The sequence below is a fragment of the Streptomyces sp. NPDC025784 genome, assembly GCF_055558435.1.
The window spans coordinates 189,323-208,841 of record NZ_JBVHMN010000007.1 but is presented as its reverse complement, the minus strand read 5'-3'; the positions used below and the strand labels follow the sequence as shown (position 1 = coordinate 208,841).

The window sequence follows — 19,519 nt, the reverse complement described above, 5'->3', positions numbered from 1 at the left end:
GGGCCGACGGGGTCGTCTCATCGAACGGACACGTTTCCGTCCGGTTTCTCCGAAGGGATACGCTCCGGCTCGTGGCTGACATCCAGATCCCCGCTGACATCAAGCCCGCCGACGGACGATTCGGCGCGGGCCCCTCCAAGGTGCGTACGGAGGCGCTGGACGCGCTGGCCGCGACCGGCAGCTCCCTGCTCGGCACGTCCCACCGCCAGGCCCCGGTCAAGAACCTGGTCGGCAAGGTGCGCGAAGGCGTGCGCGAGCTGTTCTCCCTCCCCGACGGGTACGAGGTCGTCCTCGGCAACGGCGGCTCCACCGCGTTCTGGGACGTCGCGACCCACGGTCTGATCGAGAACAAGTCGCAGCACCTCAACTTCGGCGAGTTCAGCTCGAAGTTCGCCAAGGCCGCCAAGCTCGCTCCCTGGCTGGCCGAGCCGACCGTCATCGCGAGCGACCCGGGCACCCACCCGGAGCCGCAGGCCGAGGCGGGCGTCGACGTGTACGCCTTCACCCACAACGAGACCTCCACCGGTGTCGCCGCCCCGGTCCGCCGGGTGCAGGGCGCCGACGAGGGCTCCCTCGTCCTGGTGGACGCCACCTCCGGCGCCGGCGGCCTCCCGGTCGACATCGCCGAGACCGACGTCTACTACTTCGCCCCGCAGAAGTCCTTCGCCTCCGACGGCGGCCTGTGGATCGGCGTCTTCTCCCCGGCCGCGATCGAGCGCGCCGAGCGGATCCACGCCTCCGGCCGCCACGTCCCGGAGTTCTTCTCGCTGCCCACGGCGATCGACAACTCCCGCAAGAACCAGACGTACAACACCCCGGCCCTCGCCACGCTCTTCCTGCTCAACGAGCAGCTGGAGTGGATCAACGGCCAGGGCGGTCTCGCCTGGTCCACGGCCCGCACCAAGGACTCGTCGACCCGCCTGTACGGCTGGGCCGAGGAGTCCAAGTACGCGACGCCGTTCGTCACCGACGCGGCCAAGCGGTCCCAGGTCATCGGCACGATCGACTTCGCCGACGAGATCGACGCCGCCGCCGTCGCCAAGGTCCTGCGCGCCAACGGCATCGTCGACACCGAGCCCTACCGCAAGCTCGGCCGCAACCAGCTGCGCATCGCGATGTTCCCGGCGATCGACCCGGCGGACGTCGAGGCGCTGACGAAGTGCATCGACTACGTCATCGAGAAGCTCTGACCGCTTCCCGCCCGTGAGCGGACAGGGAGCCCGGCGCGGTGGACCGCGCCGGGCTCCTTCTCGTCCGCGGTCACGACGGCGCGCCGGTCACGCCGTCGTGCCCCGGGTCCGTGGAGGGGTGCCGCCGCGCCTTCAGGCCGCCGTGCACGTGACCGCGGGCGTGCCACCGCCTCCCGGCGCCCCGCCGAAGCCGAAGCCCGCCGAACCGCCCACCGGGACAGCCCCGTTGTGGGCCGCGTTGACGGCACTCACGGTGGCCCCGCTCTGTGTGTACGTGGCGTTCCACATGCTGGTGACCCGCTGGCTGCCGCTCCATGTCCAGGTCACCTTCCAGGACGTGAGTGCGGTGGTGCCGGTGTTGGTCACCTTGACGTCGGCGTTGAAGCCGCCGCCCCAGTCGCTGCTGACCGTGTAGGCGGCGGCGCAGGCGGCCGTGCCGCCGCCACCGCCGCCACCGCCGCCGTCCCCGGTCGACGGGAATCCCGGCGCCTTGACGCTCGCGAGGTAGCCGTCCTTCACGGTGTCCACGGTCGTCCAGTCGTCCTTGAGGATGCCGCCCGTGTCACCGGAGTTGGGGTTCCAGGACCAGAAGGTCCAGGAGATGCTGTCGGCGCCGTAGGTGGCGGTCGGCCGCAGGTAGGAGACGAGCGCCGCCAGCCACTTCTGGTCCACCGACGACTGGAGCGTCGTACCGAACTCGCCGACCCACACGGGCGCGATGTTCTGCTTGAAGAGGTAGCCCCAGTACTTGTCCCACACCCCGGGCATGTTGGCCGGGAAGGACGGGTCGCCGAACCAGCTCTGCTGGGCCACGCTGGTGGCGTAGTCGTGGGCGGAGTAGACGACCCGGTTCGCCACGTCCAGCTGGACCGGGTACTGCCCGGCCCCCATCAGGTTGCCGCCCCACCAGCCCGAGACGCCGTTGTACGTCTGTACGCCCTCCACGAAGACCAGCAGCCGCGAGTTGACGGACAGGACCGCGTTCCCGGCCCGCTGTGCGGCCAGCCGCCAGTCGACGGCCGTGTCGCCGCAGCCCCAGCAGGCCGGATCGTGCGGCTCGTTGTGCAGGTCGATCCCGATGACGGTGTCCTGACCCGCGTACCGCGCCGCCAGTGCCTTGAGGTCGGCGATCCACGTCGACTCGGGGACGGCCGGGGTGTACCAGAGGGCGGACTGCCCTCCCGAGTCGGGCCGGTGCCGGTCGAGGATCACCTTGAGGCCGTCCCGGCCGGCGTACGTCACGATCCTGTCCATGACCTGGAGGGAGTCGAGCCCCTGGAGGTCGGCGTTCTTGCCGCCGGAGAAGTCGATGCTGTCGGGCAGGGTGCCCTTGAACAGGTCGTCGCTGTAGGGGAGCCTGATGGTGTTGTAGCCCAGCGACTTCATCTGGTCGATCATGCTCTTGTAGTCGCGCGACCAGAGGCCGTGCACGACGTGGTTGCCGGTCTCGAAGCCGAACCAGTTGATCCCGGCGATCCGGACGGGCCGGTCGGCGGAGTCGAGGATCTGCCGGCCGCTGGTGTGCCAGTACCCGGCGCCGGGGTCCGCCGCGCGGGCGGTCTGCGCACCCGCCAGCGGTAACAGCAGTGCGGCCGTCACGGCGCACAGCGCTCTTCGCAGGCTGCGGAACATAGGGATGGGTCCTCTCGGGGGAGGCGCGGCCCCGGAACAGAATGGGAGCGCTCCCATGCACCGCGCACCCTCCATGGAACGGATAGACCATGGACACGTCAATAGATACGACGGGGCGGCGGCCCGCCGAGCCGCTCAGCTGCGGCGCAGCAGCCGCCTGAACCCGAAGAGCACCGCGCAGGCCGCCGCGACCGCGAGGGCGCCGACCTTGAAGCCGCCGCTCAACCCGCCGCCGTCACCCCCGTCGGCGGACGAACCCCCGCCGTTCGACGGAGACTTGCCATCGGAATCGGCGGAGCCCGGCGCGTCCTCCGGCTGCACGGCGCTGTCCGCGCCCTCGCTGCCGTACATGAGTTTCGAACCGTCCGGGCTGTACGTGACCGACTCGCCCTGCCCCTGGAGGGGGACGTTCAGCCGGCCCTGACGCTTGATCTTCCCGCCGTTCCACTCGTACGCGATCCCGCCGAAGTACCCGCGTACGGCGAGCTGCCGGCCGTCGGGCGAGAAGGCGGCGTCGGTGGCCCACAGGTCGACGGGGGCGACGGGCCGGAACACGTTCGTGCCGGACGCGGAGAGCCGGGAGGGGCCCTCGTAGAGGTGACCGCCGTCCTCGTTCTTGTCGACGATGTAGACCCGCCCGGTCTTCGGGTGCACCATCAGCGCCTCCGCGTTGCGGGGACCGTCCGCGTACTTCACGACGTACTGCGTGGCGCGGACCGTCTGGTCCTTCAGCACCTTCGGCTCGGGCAGCCGGTAGATCCACACGTGGTCCCACTTGCCGCCGAGGTTGTCGCCGATGTCGCCGACGTAGAGGTCGCCGTCGGGCCCGATGGAGATCGCCTCGACGTCCCGGGGAGCGCCCACCCCCGTCATGGTGACGGTGGCGACGGTCCGTCCCGTCCTGCTGTCGACCGCGTACAGGTACGCCCCGTCGTCGCTGTCGTTGTGGGTCCAGTAGACGCCCGGGTGCCGGTGCGAGGCGGCGAGGCCGCTGGACTCGGTGATCCGGGGGTCCTTGATCGTGAACCCGCCGTCGCCACCGCTGTCGGCGACGGCCGGCGCCGACAGCACGACGACGAGGGCGGCTCCGGCGAGGAACGGAAGCGATCGGCGCATGGTCCCAAGCCTGCCATCCCGGCGGGCGGTTCAGGGCCGTCGGCACCACCGCCGGGCGTCCGGGACGGCGTGTCCAGCCTCACACCCGCACGGCCCGTGGCGGCCCCGCCGATCGTCCATGATGAGCGGATGCTCAGGTTCATGCCCGTCGGCGACTCCATGACGATCGGTAGCGCGGGCGAACACACATGGCGTTACCGAATGTGGCAGCACCTGCGCGCGACGTACGGGGGCCCGTTCCAGATCGTCGGTCCGCGCGAGACGCTCTACGACAAGGCGACGGGCTCGCCCGACTCGTACGAGTACGCGGACCCGGACTTCCCCCGCGCGCACCTGGCCGGCTGGGGCGAGGGCTGGCAGCACATGGCCCCCGTGATCCGCGAGACGGTCCGTGCGCACCGGGCCGACGTGCTGCTGGTGTCGCTGGGCCTGATCGACCTGGGCTTCTACACGAACGCGGCCCAGACGGCCGCCAACGCCCGCACCTTCGTCGCCGAGGCCCGCGCCGCCAACCCCCGCATACGGATGGCCCTGCTCCCGGTCATCCCGAACGTCCGCGCCGAGTCCGACGCCCCGTTCGCCGCCGACGTCGCCGCCTTCAACGAACTCCTCGCCAAGGCCGTCGCCGACCTCGACGAACCCCGCTCGCCGCTCCTGCTGGCCTCGCCGCCCGCCTCGTACGACATCCACCTCGACACGTACGACGGCACCCACCCGAACGCGAGCGGCGAGCACAAGATCGCCGAGGCCTTCGCGGAGGCCATGTACCAGGCCTGGGACCTGGGCTCCCCCTACCTGGCGGAATCCGCCTGACCGATTCCGGGCGCATCCCGGTCACCGTGCGTATCGTTGAACCGCGCGGCTGCGCTCGACCGGGGCGCGGCCGCGGAGGAGCGCCACGATGACCGTCCTCGAAGACAGGATCGAGATGGCCGACGACAACGGCGAGCTGACTCTGGACGCCCTGTTCGGGTCGCTCGAGCGGACCACCCCCGAGGGATACAAGGTCGAGATCGTCGAGGGGGCCGTCTTCATGTCGCCGCAGCGGGACACCCACTGGGAAATCATCGCGGACATCTACGACCAGCTGCGTACCAAGTACCCGCGCAGGCGCGTGAAGTCCGACGTGCGCATCGACTACCCGGGCCACCTCAACGGGTTCGCCACCGACGTGACCCTCATGTCGGAACAGGCCGAGAAGGACTCGAAAGGCCTGTGGAGCTGCCAGGACGTCGAGTTCGTGGCCGAAGTGATCTCGAAAGCCACGGCGGTCAACGACTACGGCCCCAAGAAGACCGCGTACGCGAACGCCGAGGTGCCCGTCTATCTCGTCGCCGACCCCTACCAGGGCAAGTGCCATCTGTTCACCCAGCCCAAGGACGGCGACTACGTCACCGAGACGACCGTCGCCTTCGGCGGCGACGTCGACATGACGAACACGCCCGTCGGACTCACCGTCAGGACCGGGGAGTTCCCGCGCGACTAGTGCCGCGGCAGGCAACGTTCGCCCCGTCGCGACGCCCGGCACGCACTCTCGCCGCACCGGCCGGCAGCCCCTTCCGGGCGTGGGCGGCCACGCCGCCCTTGCCTAGAGCGCACTCCACGCCGTTGGCTAGGCAGTCATGGAGTACACGCAGCTCGGACGCACGGGACTCAAGGTCAGCCGCCTCGTCCTCGGCACCATGAACTTCGGTCCGCAGACCGACGAGACCGCGAGCCACGCCATCATGGACGCGGCACTGGACGCGGGGATCAACTATTTCGACACGGCGAACGTGTACGGCTGGGGCGAGAACAAGGGCCGTACCGAGGAGATCATCGGGAACTGGTTCGCCGGCGGCGGCGACCGCCGCGACAAGGTCGTCCTCGCCACCAAGGTGTACGGGAACATGGCCGCCGACGGCGAGGTGTGGCCCAACCACGACAAGCTCTCCGCGCTCAACATCCGGCGCGCGGTCGACGCCAGCCTCAAGCGCCTGCAGACCGACTACATCGACGTCTACCAGTTCCACCACATCGACCGCTCCACTCCCTTCGAGGAGATCTGGCAGGCGATCGACGTGCTGGTCCAGCAGGGCAAGATCCTCTACGCCGGGTCCAGCAACTTCCCCGGATACAAGATCGCCCAGGCCAACGAGGCCGCCGCCCGGCGCGGCGGCACGATCGGCCTCGTCAGCGAGCAGTGCCTCTACAACCTGGCCGAGCGGCGCGCCGAGATGGAGGTCATCCCGGCCGCGCAGGAGTACGGGCTCGGGGTCATCCCCTGGTCGCCGCTGCACGGCGGCCTGCTGGGCGGTGTGATCAAGAAGGAGGTCGAGGGCGGCCGCCGGGCGAGCGGCCGGTCCGCCGACGCCCTCGCCGACACCACCGTGCGCGCCCAGATCCAGGCGTACGAGGATCTGCTCGACAAGCACGGCCTGGAGCCCGGCGAGGCGGCGCTGGCGTGGCTGCTGACCCGGCCCGGCGTCACGGGCCCCATCGTCGGCCCGCGCACCGCACAGCAGCTGGAGTCGGCGCTGCGCGCCGTCGAGCTGGAACTGTCGGAGGAGGTCCTCGCCTCGCTCGACGAGATCTTCCCGGGTCCGGGGCCGTCCCCGGAGGCGTTCGCCTGGTAGCCGGCGAGGGCACGGCGGCGCGCGGCGGCGGTCGGCTACCTGACCGCCGCCGACAGCGCCACCACGACGAACATCAGCACGAGCACACCGGCCATGATCCGGTTACGGGTCTTCGGGTCCACGCATTCGAGATTAACCGGCCTCGTCCCCGGTCCCGTCGCCCACCCCCAGCGGCCAGCTCGCCACCGTCTCATAACGTGGCTGCTCACCGGGCACTCCCGACGTCGGCAGATTGCTGCGGACGAGACACAGCTCACCCACCGTCCACTCCCGCCCGGCGAAGCCGTCCAGGGCGGTGACGTACGGCGCGAAGCGCGCGGAGGTGCGGCTGCGGGCCACCGTCAGGTGCGGGTGGTAGGGGCGGTGCTCGTCCATGGAGATGCCCGCCCGGCGCGCCGCCGCCTCCGACCGGTCGGCCAGCAGCCGCATGGTCCGCAGGTCGCCCGCCACTCCCACCCACAGGGCGCGCCCGCCGAAGTGGCCGCCGCCGTGCAGGGACAGCGGGAAGGGGCCGGTGCGGCGGGCCGCCCGCGCCAGCCGTTCCGACAGGTCGGGGACGGTCTTCTCGGCCACCTCGCCGTAGAACGCGAGGGTGAAGTGCCAGCCGGGCCGGCCCGTCCAGCGCAGGGCGTCCGCCCCGGCCATCCGCTCCAACTCGTCCACTTCGACGGCGAGTTCGCGGATCACTTGCTCCGGAGGCAGTACCGCCGCAAAAAGTCTCATGCCGTCACCCTCCCAGGGAACGGATCATCGGGCGACCCTCCCCGGAAGGGCGACGGAGGCGGTGTCAGGCCGCCGTGGCCAGTTGTTCCTCGCGCTGCTCCGTGCGCTCCTTCGGCACGAAGCGGACCCGGGGGTGGCCGTGGTGCCAGCCGAGGGCGAGGCGCAGGCCGCCGATCCGGGCGAGGATCAGCCCGATCGTGGTCGCGGCCGCCACGGACACCAGGCCGCCGAGGGCGAAGCCGACGCGCGGGCCGTAGGCGTCGGTGACCCATCCGACCAGCGGCGCGCCCAGCGGTGAGCCGCCCATGAAGACCATCATGAACAGCGCCATGACCCGGCCGCGCATGGCGGGGTCGGTGGCCATCTGGACCGAGGTGTTCGCGGTGACGTTCACGGTGAGGCCGAAGATGCCGATCGGGACCATGAGGAGCGCGAAGAGCCACAGGGACGGCGCCGTCGCCGCGACCACCTCCAGGGCGCCGAAGCCGATGGCCGCCGCGATCAGGACGCGCAGCCGGGCCGTGCCGCGGCGGGCGGCGAGCAGCGCTCCGGCCAGCGAGCCGATCGCCATCAGCGTGTTGAACAGGCTGTACGCTCCGGCGCCCGCGTGGAAGACGTCGTCCGCGTACGCCGAGAGCCACACCGGGAAGTTGAAGCCGAAGGTGCCGATGAAGCCGACGAGGACGATCGGCCAGATCAGCTCGGGGCGGCCGGCGACGTAGTTCAGCCCCTCGCGGAGCTGGCCCTTGCCGCGCGGCGCCCGCTCGACCATGTGCAGTTCACGGGCCCGCATCAGCAGCAGGCCGACGATGGGCGCCACGAACGACAGGCCGTTGAAGAGGAACGCCCAGCCCGTGCCGACCCCGGTGATCAGCACGCCCGCGACGGCGGGGCCGACCAGACGGGCCGACTGGAAGTTCGCCGAGTTCAGGCTGACCGCGTTCTGGAGCTGGCCCGGGCCGACCATCTCCGAGACGAAGGACTGCCGGGCCGGGTTGTCGACGACCGTGGCGAGACCGACGGCGAAGGCCGCGAGGTAGACGTGCCAGACCTGGACGTGGCCGGAGAGGGTCAGGAAGGCCAGCGCGAGGCCGGTGAGGCCCATGGCGGTCTGGGTGGCGAGGAGCGTCGGACGCTTGGGCAGCCGGTCGACGAGGACACCGCCGTACAGCCCGAACAGCAGCATCGGCAGGAACTGCAGGGCGGTCGTGATGCCGACCGCGGCGGACGAGCCGGTCAGGCTGAGCACCAGCCAGTCCTGGGCGATGCGCTGCATCCAGGTGCCGGTGTTGGAGACGACCTGGCCCAGGAAGAAGAGCCGGTAGTTGCGGATCCTCAGCGAGCTGAACATGGAGGAACGGGAGGTGCGCCGGGCCCCGGAAGGGCGCTGCTCGGCGGGCGTGTTCCTCGGGCCGGCCGGGTTCTGCGCGGTGGCCCGGTCCAAGGTGCCGGACGCGTCGCTGTGGGGGGTGGACGGGGAGTCGTGGGTGGCTGGTGCGGGGGCGGAGTCTGCTCCGGATCCCGTACTCAAAAGGGCTCGCCTCCTCGGCATTCGTGGACGTCGGCGTCACGGGAGGGCGTCGGCGGTCTCTCGGGAGCGGCCCTCCCGGAGGAGGGCCGCGGATGGTCACAGATGTGCGAGCTTTTCCAGCACGGGGGCGGCCTCGCGGAGCTTGGCCCACTCGTCCTCGTCGAGGGACTCGACCAGCCGGGCCAGGAACGCGTTCCGCTTGCGGCGGCTCTCTTCGAGCATCGTCTCCGCCTTGTCGGTCTGCGTCACGACCTTCTGGCGCCGGTCCTCGGGGTGCGGCTCCAGCCTGACCAGCCCCTTCGCTTCGAGCAGCGCGACGATGCGGGTCATCGAGGGCGGCTGCACGTGCTCCTTGCGGGCGAGCTCGCCGGGCGTGGCGGTGCCACAGCGGGCGAGGGTGCCGAGCACCGACATCTCGGTGGGGCTCAGCGACTCGTCGACCCGCTGGTGCTTGAGTCGACGCGACAGGCGCATCACTGCGGAGCGCAAGGCGTTCACGGCGGCTTCGTCGTCGCCATGGGTGAGGTCAGGCATGTTCTTTAGCGTAACTCATTACTCTCGCTAAGGACCACCGGGGTGCCCGTGAACCGCGCCACTGAATCACGACATCACTCATATGAGTGAGCCCGCCGCGGAAAGTGACCCGTCGCCCGCCCGGCTGCCGCGACTCTCGACGGCATGGGGACCAGCGTGCTCAGCCTGCGGATGGACGGGGAGCTGCTCAACCGGCTCCGGCATCACGCCGCCAAACGCGGAATGAGCGTCCAGGACTATGTCGTCCGGACGCTCATTCGCGATGACTTCGACGAGCGGTTCCAGACCGCGGTCGAGGAGACGGAGAAGTTCTACGGGGTCACATGAGCCCCCGCACGACGGTACGCGGCCCGGCGGGCCTCGCACCGCGGACGCCTATGTCAGGCCCAGCGCCGGCATCAGGTAGTAGAAGGCGAAGACCGCCGACACCACGTACATCGCGACCGGGACCTCGCGGCCGCGGCCCGCGGCCAGGCGCAGCACCACGAAGGTGATGAAGCCCATGCCGATGCCGTTGGTGATCGAGTAGGTGAACGGCATCATCAGCATCGTCACGAAGGCGGGGACGGCGATCGTGTAGTCCGCCCAGTCGATCTCCTTGACCGAGCCGGACATGATCAGGAAGCCGACCGCGAGGAGCGCGGGCGTGGCGGCCTGGGACGGGACCATCGTGGCGACGGGCGTCAGGAACAGGGCCACGGCGAACAGCGCGCCCGTGACGACGTTCGCGAAACCGGTGCGCGCACCCTCGCCGACGCCCGCCGTGGACTCCACGAAGCAGGTGGTGGCCGAGGAGGAGGTGGCACCGCCCGCGGCGACCGCGATGCCGTCGACGAAGAGGACCTTGTTGATGCCGGGCATGTTGCCCTGCGCGTCGGTCAGCTTGGCCTCGTCGCTGATGCCCATGATCGTGCCCATCGCGTCGAAGAAGCACGACAGCAGGACCGTGAAGACGAAGAGCACGCCGGTCAGCACGCCGACCTTCTCGAAGCCGCCGAACAGGCTGACCTTGCCGACCAGGCCGAAGTCCGGGGTGGCGAGCGGGTTGCCCGGCCACTTCGGGGTGGTCAGACCCCAGGACGGGATCGTCGCGACGGAGTTGATGATCACCGCGACGACCGTCATCGCGACGATCGAGATCAGGATCGCGCCCGGCACCTTGCGCACGATCAGCGCGAGGGTGAGCAGCGTGCCGAGGATGAAGACCAGGACGGGCCAGCCGTTGAGGTGACCGTCGGCGCCGAGCTGGAGCGGGACCGTGGTCTGGGCGGCGTCCGGGATACGGGAGACGAAGCCGGAGTCGACCAGACCGATCAGCATGATGAACAGGCCGATGCCGATCGCGATGCCCTTGCGCAGGCCCAGCGGCACGGCGTTCATGACGCGCTCGCGCAGGCCGGTGGCGACCAGCAGCATCACCACGAAGCCGGCCAGCACCACCATGCCCATGGCGTCGGGCCACGACATCCGGGGGGCGAGCTGGAGGGCGACGACGGTGTTCACGCCGAGCCCGGCCGCCAGCGCGATCGGGACGTTGCCGATGACGCCCATGAGGAGCGTCGTGAAGGCCGCCGTGAGAGCCGTGGCGGTGACCAGCTGGCCGTTGTCCAGGTGGTTCCCGTACATGTCCTTCGCGCTGCCCAGGATGATCGGGTTCAGCACGATGATGTAGGCCATCGCGAAGAAGGTGGCGAAACCGCCGCGGATCTCGCGCGGGACGCTGGAGCCCCGCTCGGAGATCTTGAAGTAGCGGTCCAGGGCACCCTGCGCGGGGCGGGGCTCCGGCTGCTCCGGGGTGGGGGCCTTGGTGACGGCCGAGGTGGACATGCGTGACCTCATGAGGACGGGGGCCTTGGTGGCCTTTACGGGCGCCGGGCGATCGGGGGGTCCCGCGCTCGGACGGACCGAGAGCTGGGGAGAGGCGCCGGGCTGGGAACCTGATCGAGTCCGGCCCTCCAGTGATCACCAGCAGCTTCTTCGAGGCTTCTGTTGGTGTTTCATACGAAGAGAAAGAGCCAGACTCAGACCGTTTCAGTATGAACATATGAGTCCGAAATCGCTATCTCCGCGCGTAGACCGTTGCCGCGCAAGGCCACACCCGGGCTCCGGCGACGCTCGCGGCACGGCCTCGTAAGCTGTGCACATGGCGAAGTGGACCCCCAAGCACGAGGCGCCGGAGCCCCTGGAGGGCCCCGTCGTCGCCACCATCACCGGCGGCACGATCCTCTGGTTCGTCCTCTTCCTGGTGCAGCTGCCCTTCTACGGCTGGTTCGAGGACCACGGACACCTCTGGTGGCTGTGGACGTGCCTGGCCGGCGCGGGACTCGGGCTCATCGGCATCTGGTACGTCCGCAAGCGCGACGCCGCGATCAAACGGGACGCCGCCGGCCGGGACGCCTCCGCCGCGACGACCGGAGCAACCGGCGCCACCGCCGCGGAGTGACGGCGGCCCTCCCCACGCCTGCATCCCCACCTACACCCACGGCATCACACACCCGCTCCGCCCGTCCTCCCCTGGTCGGATCTTTGGGGCGCTCAGCGGGTGAAGCCGTATATCCGCACGTACCGTCGAATGCATGACGCACATCGACGCGGGCGCCGAACTCGACCCCGTTCACCCCGTGCCCATACCCGTCTCCAGGCGGGCGGACGGGCTGTCCGCCGCCGAAGTGGCCGAGCGGGTCGCCCGCGGCGAGGTCAACGACGTCCCCGTGCGCAGCAGCCGCTCCCTCGGGGAGATCGTCCGCGCCAACGTCTTCACCCGGTTCAACGCGATCATCGGTGCGCTCTGGCTGATCATGCTCGTCGTGGCGCCCTTCCAGGACAGCCTGTTCGGGTACGTGATCATCGCCAACACCGGGATCGGCATCATCCAGGAGTGGCGGGCCAAGAAGACCCTCGACTCGCTCGCCGTGATCGGCGAGGTGAAACCCACCGTCCGCAGGGACGGAGTGGCCGCCGAGGTCAGCACGTCGGAGATCGTGCTCGGGGATCTGATCGAGATCGGGCCGGGCGACAAGATCGTCGTCGACGGCTCCTGCGCCGAGGCCGACGGCCTGGAGATCGACGAGTCGCTGCTCACCGGTGAGGCCGACCCCGTGGTCAAGCACCCCGGCGACGAGGTGATGTCGGGCAGCTTCGTCGTCGCGGGCGGCGGCGCCTTCACCGCCACGAAGGTGGGCCGGGAGGCCTACGCGGCCCAGCTCGCCGAAGAGGCGTCACGCTTCACCCTCGTCCACTCCGAACTGCGCAGCGGCATCTCCACGATCCTGAAGTACGTGACGTGGATGATGATCCCGACCGCGATCGGCCTCGTCATCAGCCAGCTCGTCGTCAAGCAGCACGGCTTCAAGGACTCCGTCGCGCGGACCGTCGGCGGCATCGTCCCGATGGTCCCCGAGGGCCTGGTCCTGCTCACCTCCGTCGCCTTCGCCATCGGTGTGATCCGGCTCGGCCGGAAACAGTGCCTCGTGCAGGAGCTTCCGGCGATCGAGGGACTCGCCCGCATCGACACCGTCTGCCTCGACAAGACGGGCACCCTCACCGAGGGCGGCATGGACGTCACCGAGCTGCGGACCCTCCAGGACGCCGACGAGGCGTACGCGCGCAAGGCGCTCGGCGCGCTCGGCGAATCGGACCCCCGGCCGAACGCCTCCCTCCAGGCGGTCATCGCCGCCTACCCGGACAGCGAGGAGTGGCGCTGCACCGAGTCGCTGCCCTTCTCCTCGGCCCGCAAGTACAGCGGCGCCTCCTTCAGCGAGGGCAACGGCGAGTCCAGCACCTGGCTCCTCGGAGCCCCCGACGTCCTGCTGCCCGAGGGGGACCCGGCGCTCGCCGAGACGGAGCGGCTCAACGAGGCGGGGCTGCGGGTGCTGCTGCTCGCCCGCGCCACCAAGGACCTCGACGATCCGCAGGTCGCGGCCGGCACCCGGCCCACCGCCCTGGTCGTCCTGGAGCAGCGGCTGCGCCCGGACGCGGCGGACACCCTGCGCTACTTCTCCGAGCAGGACGTCAGGGCCAAGGTCATCTCCGGCGACAACGCGGTGTCGGTGGGCGCGGTGGCCGGAAAGCTCGGCCTGACCGGTTCGGTCGTGGACGCACGCCACCTCCCCGACGAGAAGGAGGAGATGGCGAAGTCGCTGGAGAAGGGCACGGTGTTCGGGCGGGTCACCCCGCAGCAGAAGCGGGACATGGTGGGCGCCCTCCAGTCACGCGGGCACACGGTCGCGATGACGGGCGACGGCGTGAACGACGTCCTCGCGCTCAAGGACGCCGACATCGGTGTGTCGATGGGCTCGGGCTCGGAGGCGACCCGGGCCGTCGCCCAGATCGTCCTCCTCAACAACAGCTTCTCCACGCTGCCCTCGGTGGTCGGCGAGGGCCGGCGGGTCATCGGCAACATCACCAGGGTGGCGACCCTCTTCCTCGTGAAGACGGTCTACTCGGTCCTGCTGGCCGTGCTGGTGGTGTGCTGGCAGGTCGAGTACCCGTTCCTGCCCCGCCACCTGACCCTGCTGTCCACGCTCACCATCGGCGTCCCGGCGTTCTTCCTCGCGCTCGCCCCCAACAAGGAGCGGGCCAGGCCCAACTTCGTGCGGCGGGTGATGCGGTACTCGATCCCGGGCGGCACGGTCGCCGCGGTGGCCACCTTCATCACCTATCTGCTGGCCCGCCACCACTACACGGGCGAGGGCTCGCTGGATGCGGAGACGAGCGCCGCGACGCTGACGCTCTTCCTGATCTCGATGTGGGTCCTCGCGATCATCGCCCGGCCCTACACCTGGTGGCGGATCTGCCTCGTCGCCGCGATGGGCGGGGCGTTCCTGCTGGTGCTCATGGTGCCGGGGCTGCAGCACTTCTTCGCGCTGAAACTGGTCGGCACCACGATGCCGTGGCTCGCGGTGGGCATCTCGGTGGTGGCGGCGGCCGCCCTGGAATTCCTGTGGAAGTGGGTCGACCGCCGCTTCCCCGCGTGATCCGGGTGTGCGTCCCGCGAGCCGTCTGCCGCACGTCCACGCCGTCACCCGTGGCGTTGACGGCGGGGGTCGTGGTGGTGCCCGCGCAGCTGTAGCGGTAGCAACCGTCGACCGTGGCCGTGGTGGTCGTCCTCAGGTTGCCCGTGCTGTCGGTCCTGACCGTCTTGAGCGTGGTGTACGTGCTGCTGCTCTTCTTGCGGAACTGGAGCCGCACCGCAGTACGCCGGCTGCACGCCATGAATCCGGGCGGCGCTCCCCACGGCGCCGCCGGGACGTCACGATCCGGAAATGCGGTGTCCCCGCGCCTCGTGACGAGGCGCGGGGACACCGGACGAGCGACTACTGGACGTCGACGTAGTCACCCGTGGCCTTGACGGCCGGGGTGGTCGAGGTGCCCGCGAAGCTGTAGCGGTAGTAACCGTCGACGGAGGCCGTCGTGGTCGTCTTCAGGTTGCCCGTGCTGTCCGTCTTGATGGTCTTGACGGTGGTGTAGGTGTCGCTGCCCTTCTTGCGGAACTGCAGCTGCACCGACTGGCCCGTGTAGCCGTGGTAGAGGTTGTCCTCCCAGTTGGCGCGGGACAGCTTGCCCGTGACCGTGATGGTCTTGCCCTTCTTCACCGGCTCCGGCGAGGCGTTGACCGTCAGCTTGGAGTAGCGCTGGACGTTCGGGGAGGCGAAGCCGCCCTGGTCGGCGATGCCGACGTTGTCCCAGTTGATGTCGTCGCTGGTCCAGTCCTCGCCGTTGTAGGCGATGGCCAGCGCCGCGGCGTGCCAGCTGCCGGCGTCCGAGTTGAGCAGCTCGCCCTCGGCCGGGTAGATGTCGATGTCGCCCTTGCAGGTGGCGACGGTCGACGAGGTGGCGGTGCAGCTCGCCGGGTCGTCGCCGAACAGCATGTTGTCCGGCATGTCGAACGAGCCCTTGTAAATGTAGGGGCCGGTCAGGAAGTCGACGGCGTCGATGTCGACGTCGGCACCGTGGGTCATGGTGTAGGTGACCGGGACGGTGACGTGGTTGCTGATGCCGACGGCGATCGCCTTGCCGCCGTTCACCTTGATGTTGGAGAAGGTGGCGTCGAGGGCGTACGGCGTGCCGGTGTCGGCTGCGGCGGAGGTGCTGAACGCGGCCTTGCCGTCCGCGCGGGCGGCTTCCTGCGCCTTGGTGACACCCGCGCGGTAGGACGGCGCGGAGTCGGTGGCGTGGGCGCCCGGGACGGCGAAGGCGGTGAGGGCCAGGGCGCCGGAGACGGCGGCCACGGTGGCTCGTATGCGCATGCGTTCCCCAAGTGGAGAAAGGGGCCCCGACGGCTTTCGTTCCGTACGGCTCGTCTTCACACGGGGCCCAAGTGATCGTGGAGTCTGTTGACTCGAAGATCAGATCTGCGACCGCGGCGAAAGGTTGTACGGCAGATGAAGACTTTGTGCGCGTATTACCAACGCCATGGCGACGCGTGGGGAAACGCCCCTCGGCGCTTCCCCGTCCCGGCCGCGTCGGCTCAGTCGAACCAGCGGTCCCGCGCGAGCTCTTCGGTGCGCAAGGGGTCCTCCAGCAGGGCCGCCACCTCGAAGCGGCGCGGCCACTGACCGGCCGCCCAGGCCAGCCCGGCCGCCACGCCCTCCAGGGTGGAGGCGTGCAGCACCCCGTCCCGTGTCCGCCGCCAGTCGAGCTCGACACCGTCGACGACGAGCTCCTCGTGCTCGACGTACGAGGTGGGCACCGACGGCCCCAGCAGGACCCGCACGGACGCCGGCACCTCGTGCTCGGCACCCTCGGACGTCACCTCGCCCGTCACCGACTCGCTGAGCCGCCGCACCTGGAACAGCTCGGCGAGATCGGCGGCCCGCGACGGCCGTACCGGCAGCAGCGGGACACCGTCCGTGAAGGGCAGCAGGTCGGGCGAGTCGACGACCACGGCGTCGGCCGCGTCCACGACCCGCACCTCCCCGTCCACGACGGCCCGCAGCTCGTCCGGCAGCGTCACCTGTTCGGGATCGAGATCCGCCAGCGCGCCGTACAGGGCATGCAGCTGGGAGCCGGAGACCTCGCGGTCCGGGTCGGCGAGCCGGTCGAGCAGCTCCGCGGCACCGCCGGGCTCGTCGAGGAGGGCGGCCACCGAGGTACGGACACCCAGCGCCCGCAGCACCTGTTCGTCGTCGAATCCGGTGGCGTCGGCCTCGTCGTACAGGCCGTGCAGCAGCGGATCGCCGCCGGCGGCCCGCAGTCCGGCAGGGCGCCGTCCGTCCAGGACGGGGTGCCCGCGCAGCCACCACGCCGTGTAGGGCCGGACGATCTCGTGCGTCCCGTCCGGCAGCAGGATGCGCACCGGCTGCGTCAGCGCGTCCCGCAGCGGCGGCTGCGAGAGCAGGGCGAGTGCCTGCGGCCACCGCTCGTCGTCCACCAGGTCCAGATCCCGCACGGCGACGATCTCCGTGGCCACCGGCGGCACGGGCGTGTCGGGCAGCCGGTCGAGGACGTCCTCGCACCACACGTCGACGGCGTCGAGCAGTCCCGCGTCGTCGGGCTCGGCGAAGTCCCCGTCGCGCGGCTCCAGTTCGTCCGGGTCGAGGACGACGTCGGTGGCACGCACGAGCGCGAAGTCGGCCAGCACGCCACAGGCCGCCAGCGGCTGCTCGCCCCAGCGCTCCGCCAACTCGGCGTCCACGAAGCCGACTTCACCCTCACGCATGACCTGCGCGAACGGACTGCCGGGCAGCACCAGCTCACCGGCGGGCGCCGGCTCCCCCTCGTCGTCCGGGAGGGCGAGCGCGCCCAGCCAGGGCTCGTCGCCCGGTTCGAGACCGGCGTCGCGGACCAGCGCGAGCACGGTGTCCGCCAGCTCCTCCGCGTCCGGCGCGTCCTCGTCCCACGCCACGCCCTCGTCGTCGAGCGAGGTGGCGACGGCGGCCCGCACCTGCGGGGTCGTGAGCACGGCACGCGGGGTCGCCGGGAGGGCGCCCAGCTTCTCCAACAGCGGATGGGCGGCATCCGGGTGGGCGACCTTCAGGCCGAGCCGGGCGAGGGCGTCCGGAGCGGCGGACCCCGTGCCGTCGGGGGTGGGCAGCAGGATCTGCCGGGGTCCGATCGTCGTCCGGCCGTCGGCGAGCGGCACGGGCAGTCCGGAGAGCCGGTCCGGGTCCACGCCCGCGAGGCTGTCGTAGAGCCGGTGCCACCACGCCGGGTCCTTCTCCAGGCCCGCCAGCCGGTCCACCGCCTCCGTCAGCGGCACCCGGGCGACGCCCAGGGTCCGCAGCTCCACCCGGCGTTCGAGCCCGGCGGGAAGCAGACTGGGCAGCACCTCGGCGAGCACCCGGACGGTCTCCGCGCCCGCTCCCTCGACCACCTCGGCGTCCCGGGGCCGCAGCGCGGCCGGATTCTCCACCGCCGCGCCCTCCGGCCAGTCGGCCGGAACCTCGGGTGCCTGGTCGAGCGGGGCCGCCGGCGGCAGGAACGCGGTGCGCGGCAGCCGGTCCAGGATCGCCTGGCGCAGCGCCCCGTCCAGTTCGCCCTTGCCCAGCGGGCCGGGCACCAGATCGATGATCCCGGTGTCCACCGGCCGCCAGGCCGCGAGCAGCTCCGCGTACGCGTCCGCCGCGCGCTGCACCAGGAAGTCGGTGAGCGGGCCCGGCGCCGCGTGGCGCCGGGTCGTGTCCAGCGGGAGCGAGGCGATCAGCAGCGCGGGAACCCCCAGCGGCTCGTCGCTGGGCGTGGGCGCGTGCACGACCGGGCTGGTGCGGGGGCGGGCCGGCGAACCGTCGCCGTCGACCGGCACCGCCCAGGTCACCGACCAGTACGGGCGCAGCCGCTCCTCGACCGGGCGGTCGGCGAGCAGCGACGCCTCCAGCGGGCCCTGGCGGGAGACGGTGCGGTAGCGGCTGGTGCCGTCCCGGGAGTCCTCGACCACGACACCGTCGCCCTCGGCGCGCCGCCGCAAGGTGCGGACCTCCTCGGCCCCGGCCTCGACGACCACCTCCTCCAGGCCCGGCAGGGCCAGCAGCAGGGCGTCGTCGACGTTCTTCAGCAGCCGCTCGGCGAGAGCCTCGGCCGCCGGGTCCCGCAACGGCAGGATCACGACCGTGTCGTACGGGTCCGGAGCGGTGCCCTCCGCCGCGAACGGGAGGCGCAGCAGGGGCACATGGCCGTCCCGGCGGCGGATCTCGTCGCCCAGTCCGGGGCTGTGCCGGGCCGTGTCGGCGGCCAGTTCCCGGGCCTCCGCGAGGGCCCAGCGGACACCGCCGTGCCGGCCCACCACGGCGGGCTCGTCGGTCACCGCGAGGACGGCCGCGAAGCCGACGCCGAACCGGCCGACCGCCGTGTCGGGGGCGTCCCGCTTCGCGGACGCGCGCAGCGTCGACAGCGACTCCACGCCCGCCGCGTCGAGAGGGGCTCCCGTGTTGGCGGCGACGAGCACGCCGTCGCGGAGGGTCAGCCGCAGGCGGCCGGGTACGCCCGCCCGGGCCGCCGCGTCCGCCGCGTTCTGCGCGAGCTCCACCACGAGCCGGTCGCGGTAACCGCCGAGGACCAGGTCCTCCTCCGCGTTGGCGTCCTCCCGGAACCGGGCCGGGCTCGTCGCCCAGGCGTCCAGTACGCCCCGTCGCAGGCGCGCCGTCCCGAACGGGTCCGCGCCCTCGGCTGCCGGCCGCACGAACTTGCTCACGGTTCACTCTCCCTCTCGGCTGGCGCGACCGCGAGTGCTGCGCCGCGCCCGGTCGCGGCACGAAGGTACCGCGCGACGGGGAGGGTCCTGGCCCCGCCGTCCCTCGTCCCGGGGCGGCGGCGCCCAGGAAGCCCCCGGGTCCGTCGCCCTGCGCGGGCCGATGCGGGCTGGGCGCGCAGTCCCCCGCGACCCCCGGGGGGGACGTGGTCGGGAGCCGGGTCCTGTGCGGGTGGGTGGGGGCCGGTCGCGCAGTTCCCCGCGCCCCTGGGGGGTATGCGGCTGAGGCCTCGCGATCCAGCCCCGGCACGTCGTGGCTCGGCGCGCAGTTCCCCGCGCCCCTGGGGGTATGCGGCTGAGGCCTCGCGGTCCTGCGTGGGTGCCCCGTGGCTCGGCGCGCAGTTCCTCGCGCCCCCGGCCGGGCCCCCTCAGGGGCGCGGGGAACTGCGCGACCAGCCCCCACCCACCCGCGGCACACCACGGACCGGAACCAGGCACAGCCCCACCCACGAACCGCCGCCCCCGGCCGGGCCCCCTCAGGGGCGCGGGGAAC

15 protein-coding genes and 1 pseudogene are annotated in these 19,519 nt (G+C 71.3%); 7 read left to right on the top strand and 9 right to left on the bottom strand.

The window, feature by feature from the left end:
• Nucleotides 1-71 precede the first annotated feature (71 nt).
• Entirely contained in the window at nucleotides 72-1,190 is a 1,119-nt protein-coding gene (gene serC, locus ACZ4IF_RS18260) for a phosphoserine transaminase (RefSeq protein ID WP_467564007.1), read from the top strand.
• Nucleotides 1,191-1,322: 132 nt separating this feature from the next.
• Here serC and ACZ4IF_RS18255 read toward each other — a convergent pair whose 3' ends face one another.
• Complete coding sequence (locus ACZ4IF_RS18255; protein WP_467564005.1) at nucleotides 1,323-2,822, bottom strand: cellulase family glycosylhydrolase; 1,500 nt, start codon at nucleotides 2,820-2,822, stop codon at nucleotides 1,323-1,325.
• A gap of 135 nt (nucleotides 2,823-2,957) precedes the next feature.
• Nucleotides 2,958-3,938: a WD40 repeat domain-containing protein gene (locus ACZ4IF_RS18250; protein ID WP_467564003.1), complete on the bottom strand. Its 981-nt coding sequence runs from the start codon at nucleotides 3,936-3,938 to the stop codon at nucleotides 2,958-2,960.
• Between the two features lie 129 nt (nucleotides 3,939-4,067).
• Here ACZ4IF_RS18250 and ACZ4IF_RS18245 point away from each other — a divergent pair, with 129 nt between their 5' ends.
• From ACZ4IF_RS18245 to ACZ4IF_RS18235, 3 genes are all read left to right on the top strand, one after another.
• Nucleotides 4,068-4,751: a GDSL-type esterase/lipase family protein gene (locus ACZ4IF_RS18245; RefSeq protein ID WP_467564001.1), complete on the top strand. Its 684-nt coding sequence runs from the start codon at nucleotides 4,068-4,070 to the stop codon at nucleotides 4,749-4,751.
• Between the two features lie 88 nt (nucleotides 4,752-4,839).
• A complete protein-coding gene (locus ACZ4IF_RS18240; protein ID WP_467563999.1) occupies nucleotides 4,840-5,424 on the top strand; it encodes a Uma2 family endonuclease in 585 nt (194 codons plus the stop codon).
• 136 nt (nucleotides 5,425-5,560) lie between these two features.
• Nucleotides 5,561-6,553 carry an aldo/keto reductase gene (locus tag ACZ4IF_RS18235; RefSeq protein ID WP_467563997.1) on the top strand — a complete coding sequence of 331 codons (993 nt, stop codon included), beginning with the start codon at nucleotides 5,561-5,563 and terminating at the stop codon, nucleotides 6,551-6,553.
• 132 nt (nucleotides 6,554-6,685) lie between these two features.
• On the opposite strand, the gene thpR is transcribed toward ACZ4IF_RS18235, so the two are convergent.
• From thpR to ACZ4IF_RS18220, 3 genes are all read right to left on the bottom strand, one after another.
• Nucleotides 6,686-7,276, bottom strand: a complete 591-nt coding sequence (gene thpR, locus ACZ4IF_RS18230) for an RNA 2',3'-cyclic phosphodiesterase (RefSeq protein ID WP_467563995.1) — start codon at nucleotides 7,274-7,276, stop codon at nucleotides 6,686-6,688.
• A 64-nt stretch (nucleotides 7,277-7,340) separates the two neighbouring features.
• Complete coding sequence (locus ACZ4IF_RS18225) at nucleotides 7,341-8,627, bottom strand: MFS transporter (RefSeq protein ID WP_467563993.1); 1,287 nt, start codon at nucleotides 8,625-8,627, stop codon at nucleotides 7,341-7,343.
• Nucleotides 8,628-8,903: 276 nt separating this feature from the next.
• Entirely contained in the window at nucleotides 8,904-9,341 is a 438-nt protein-coding gene (locus ACZ4IF_RS18220; RefSeq protein WP_432172564.1) for a MarR family winged helix-turn-helix transcriptional regulator, read from the bottom strand.
• A gap of 144 nt (nucleotides 9,342-9,485) precedes the next feature.
• On the opposite strand from ACZ4IF_RS18220, the gene ACZ4IF_RS18215 reads away from it, so the two are divergent.
• A complete protein-coding gene (locus ACZ4IF_RS18215; RefSeq protein WP_362519917.1) occupies nucleotides 9,486-9,668 on the top strand; it encodes a ribbon-helix-helix protein, CopG family in 183 nt (60 codons plus the stop codon).
• Between the two features lie 48 nt (nucleotides 9,669-9,716).
• Here ACZ4IF_RS18215 and ACZ4IF_RS18210 read toward each other — a convergent pair whose 3' ends face one another.
• The gene (locus tag ACZ4IF_RS18210) at nucleotides 9,717-11,168 is read right to left on the bottom strand and encodes an NCS2 family permease (RefSeq protein WP_467563990.1); all 1,452 of its coding nucleotides are present in this window, start codon (nucleotides 11,166-11,168) and stop codon (nucleotides 9,717-9,719) included.
• A gap of 316 nt (nucleotides 11,169-11,484) precedes the next feature.
• Between ACZ4IF_RS18210 and ACZ4IF_RS18205 the strand changes: the two genes are divergently transcribed.
• Complete coding sequence (locus ACZ4IF_RS18205) at nucleotides 11,485-11,784, top strand: DUF2530 domain-containing protein (protein WP_467563988.1); 300 nt, start codon at nucleotides 11,485-11,487, stop codon at nucleotides 11,782-11,784.
• Nucleotides 11,785-11,917: 133 nt separating this feature from the next.
• Nucleotides 11,918-14,317 carry a cation-translocating P-type ATPase gene (locus tag ACZ4IF_RS18200; RefSeq protein ID WP_467563986.1) on the top strand — a complete coding sequence of 800 codons (2,400 nt, stop codon included), beginning with the start codon at nucleotides 11,918-11,920 and terminating at the stop codon, nucleotides 14,315-14,317.
• 28 nt (nucleotides 14,318-14,345) lie between these two features.
• Here ACZ4IF_RS18200 and ACZ4IF_RS18195 read toward each other — a convergent pair.
• The 3 genes and pseudogenes from ACZ4IF_RS18195 to ACZ4IF_RS18185 all read right to left on the bottom strand — a co-directional run.
• A pseudogene (locus tag ACZ4IF_RS18195) lies at nucleotides 14,346-14,531 on the bottom strand (hypothetical protein); the annotation flags it as partial.
• A gap of 125 nt (nucleotides 14,532-14,656) precedes the next feature.
• Nucleotides 14,657-15,589 carry a hypothetical protein gene (locus ACZ4IF_RS18190; RefSeq protein WP_467563984.1) on the bottom strand — a complete coding sequence of 311 codons (933 nt, stop codon included), beginning with the start codon at nucleotides 15,587-15,589 and terminating at the stop codon, nucleotides 14,657-14,659.
• Between the two features lie 221 nt (nucleotides 15,590-15,810).
• Nucleotides 15,811-18,969: a sacsin N-terminal ATP-binding-like domain-containing protein gene (locus tag ACZ4IF_RS18185; protein ID WP_467563982.1), complete on the bottom strand. Its 3,159-nt coding sequence runs from the start codon at nucleotides 18,967-18,969 to the stop codon at nucleotides 15,811-15,813.
• Nucleotides 18,970-19,519 lie beyond the last annotated feature (550 nt).

What these genes read in the sequence shown, in the direction of transcription:
- ACZ4IF_RS18255 (WP_467564005.1), bottom strand. Translation starts at nt 2,822, where the DNA reads ATGTTCCGCAGCCTGCGAAGAGCGCTGTGCGCCGTGACGGCCGCACTG.
- ACZ4IF_RS18250 (WP_467564003.1), bottom strand. Translation starts at nt 3,938, where the DNA reads ATGCGCCGATCGCTTCCGTTCCTCGCCGGAGCCGCCCTCGTCGTCGTG.
- ACZ4IF_RS18245 (WP_467564001.1), top strand. Translation starts at nt 4,068, where the DNA reads ATGCTCAGGTTCATGCCCGTCGGCGACTCCATGACGATCGGTAGCGCG.
- ACZ4IF_RS18240 (WP_467563999.1), top strand. Translation starts at nt 4,840, where the DNA reads ATGACCGTCCTCGAAGACAGGATCGAGATGGCCGACGACAACGGCGAG.
- ACZ4IF_RS18235 (WP_467563997.1), top strand. Translation starts at nt 5,561, where the DNA reads ATGGAGTACACGCAGCTCGGACGCACGGGACTCAAGGTCAGCCGCCTC.
- thpR (WP_467563995.1), bottom strand. Translation starts at nt 7,276, where the DNA reads ATGAGACTTTTTGCGGCGGTACTGCCTCCGGAGCAAGTGATCCGCGAA.
- ACZ4IF_RS18225 (WP_467563993.1), bottom strand. Translation starts at nt 8,627, where the DNA reads ATGTTCAGCTCGCTGAGGATCCGCAACTACCGGCTCTTCTTCCTGGGC.
- ACZ4IF_RS18220 (WP_432172564.1), bottom strand. Translation starts at nt 9,341, where the DNA reads ATGCCTGACCTCACCCATGGCGACGACGAAGCCGCCGTGAACGCCTTG.
- ACZ4IF_RS18215 (WP_362519917.1), top strand. Translation starts at nt 9,486, where the DNA reads ATGGGGACCAGCGTGCTCAGCCTGCGGATGGACGGGGAGCTGCTCAAC.
- ACZ4IF_RS18210 (WP_467563990.1), bottom strand. Translation starts at nt 11,168, where the DNA reads ATGTCCACCTCGGCCGTCACCAAGGCCCCCACCCCGGAGCAGCCGGAG.
- ACZ4IF_RS18205 (WP_467563988.1), top strand. Translation starts at nt 11,485, where the DNA reads ATGGCGAAGTGGACCCCCAAGCACGAGGCGCCGGAGCCCCTGGAGGGC.
- ACZ4IF_RS18200 (WP_467563986.1), top strand. Translation starts at nt 11,918, where the DNA reads ATGACGCACATCGACGCGGGCGCCGAACTCGACCCCGTTCACCCCGTG.
- ACZ4IF_RS18190 (WP_467563984.1), bottom strand. Translation starts at nt 15,589, where the DNA reads ATGCGCATACGAGCCACCGTGGCCGCCGTCTCCGGCGCCCTGGCCCTC.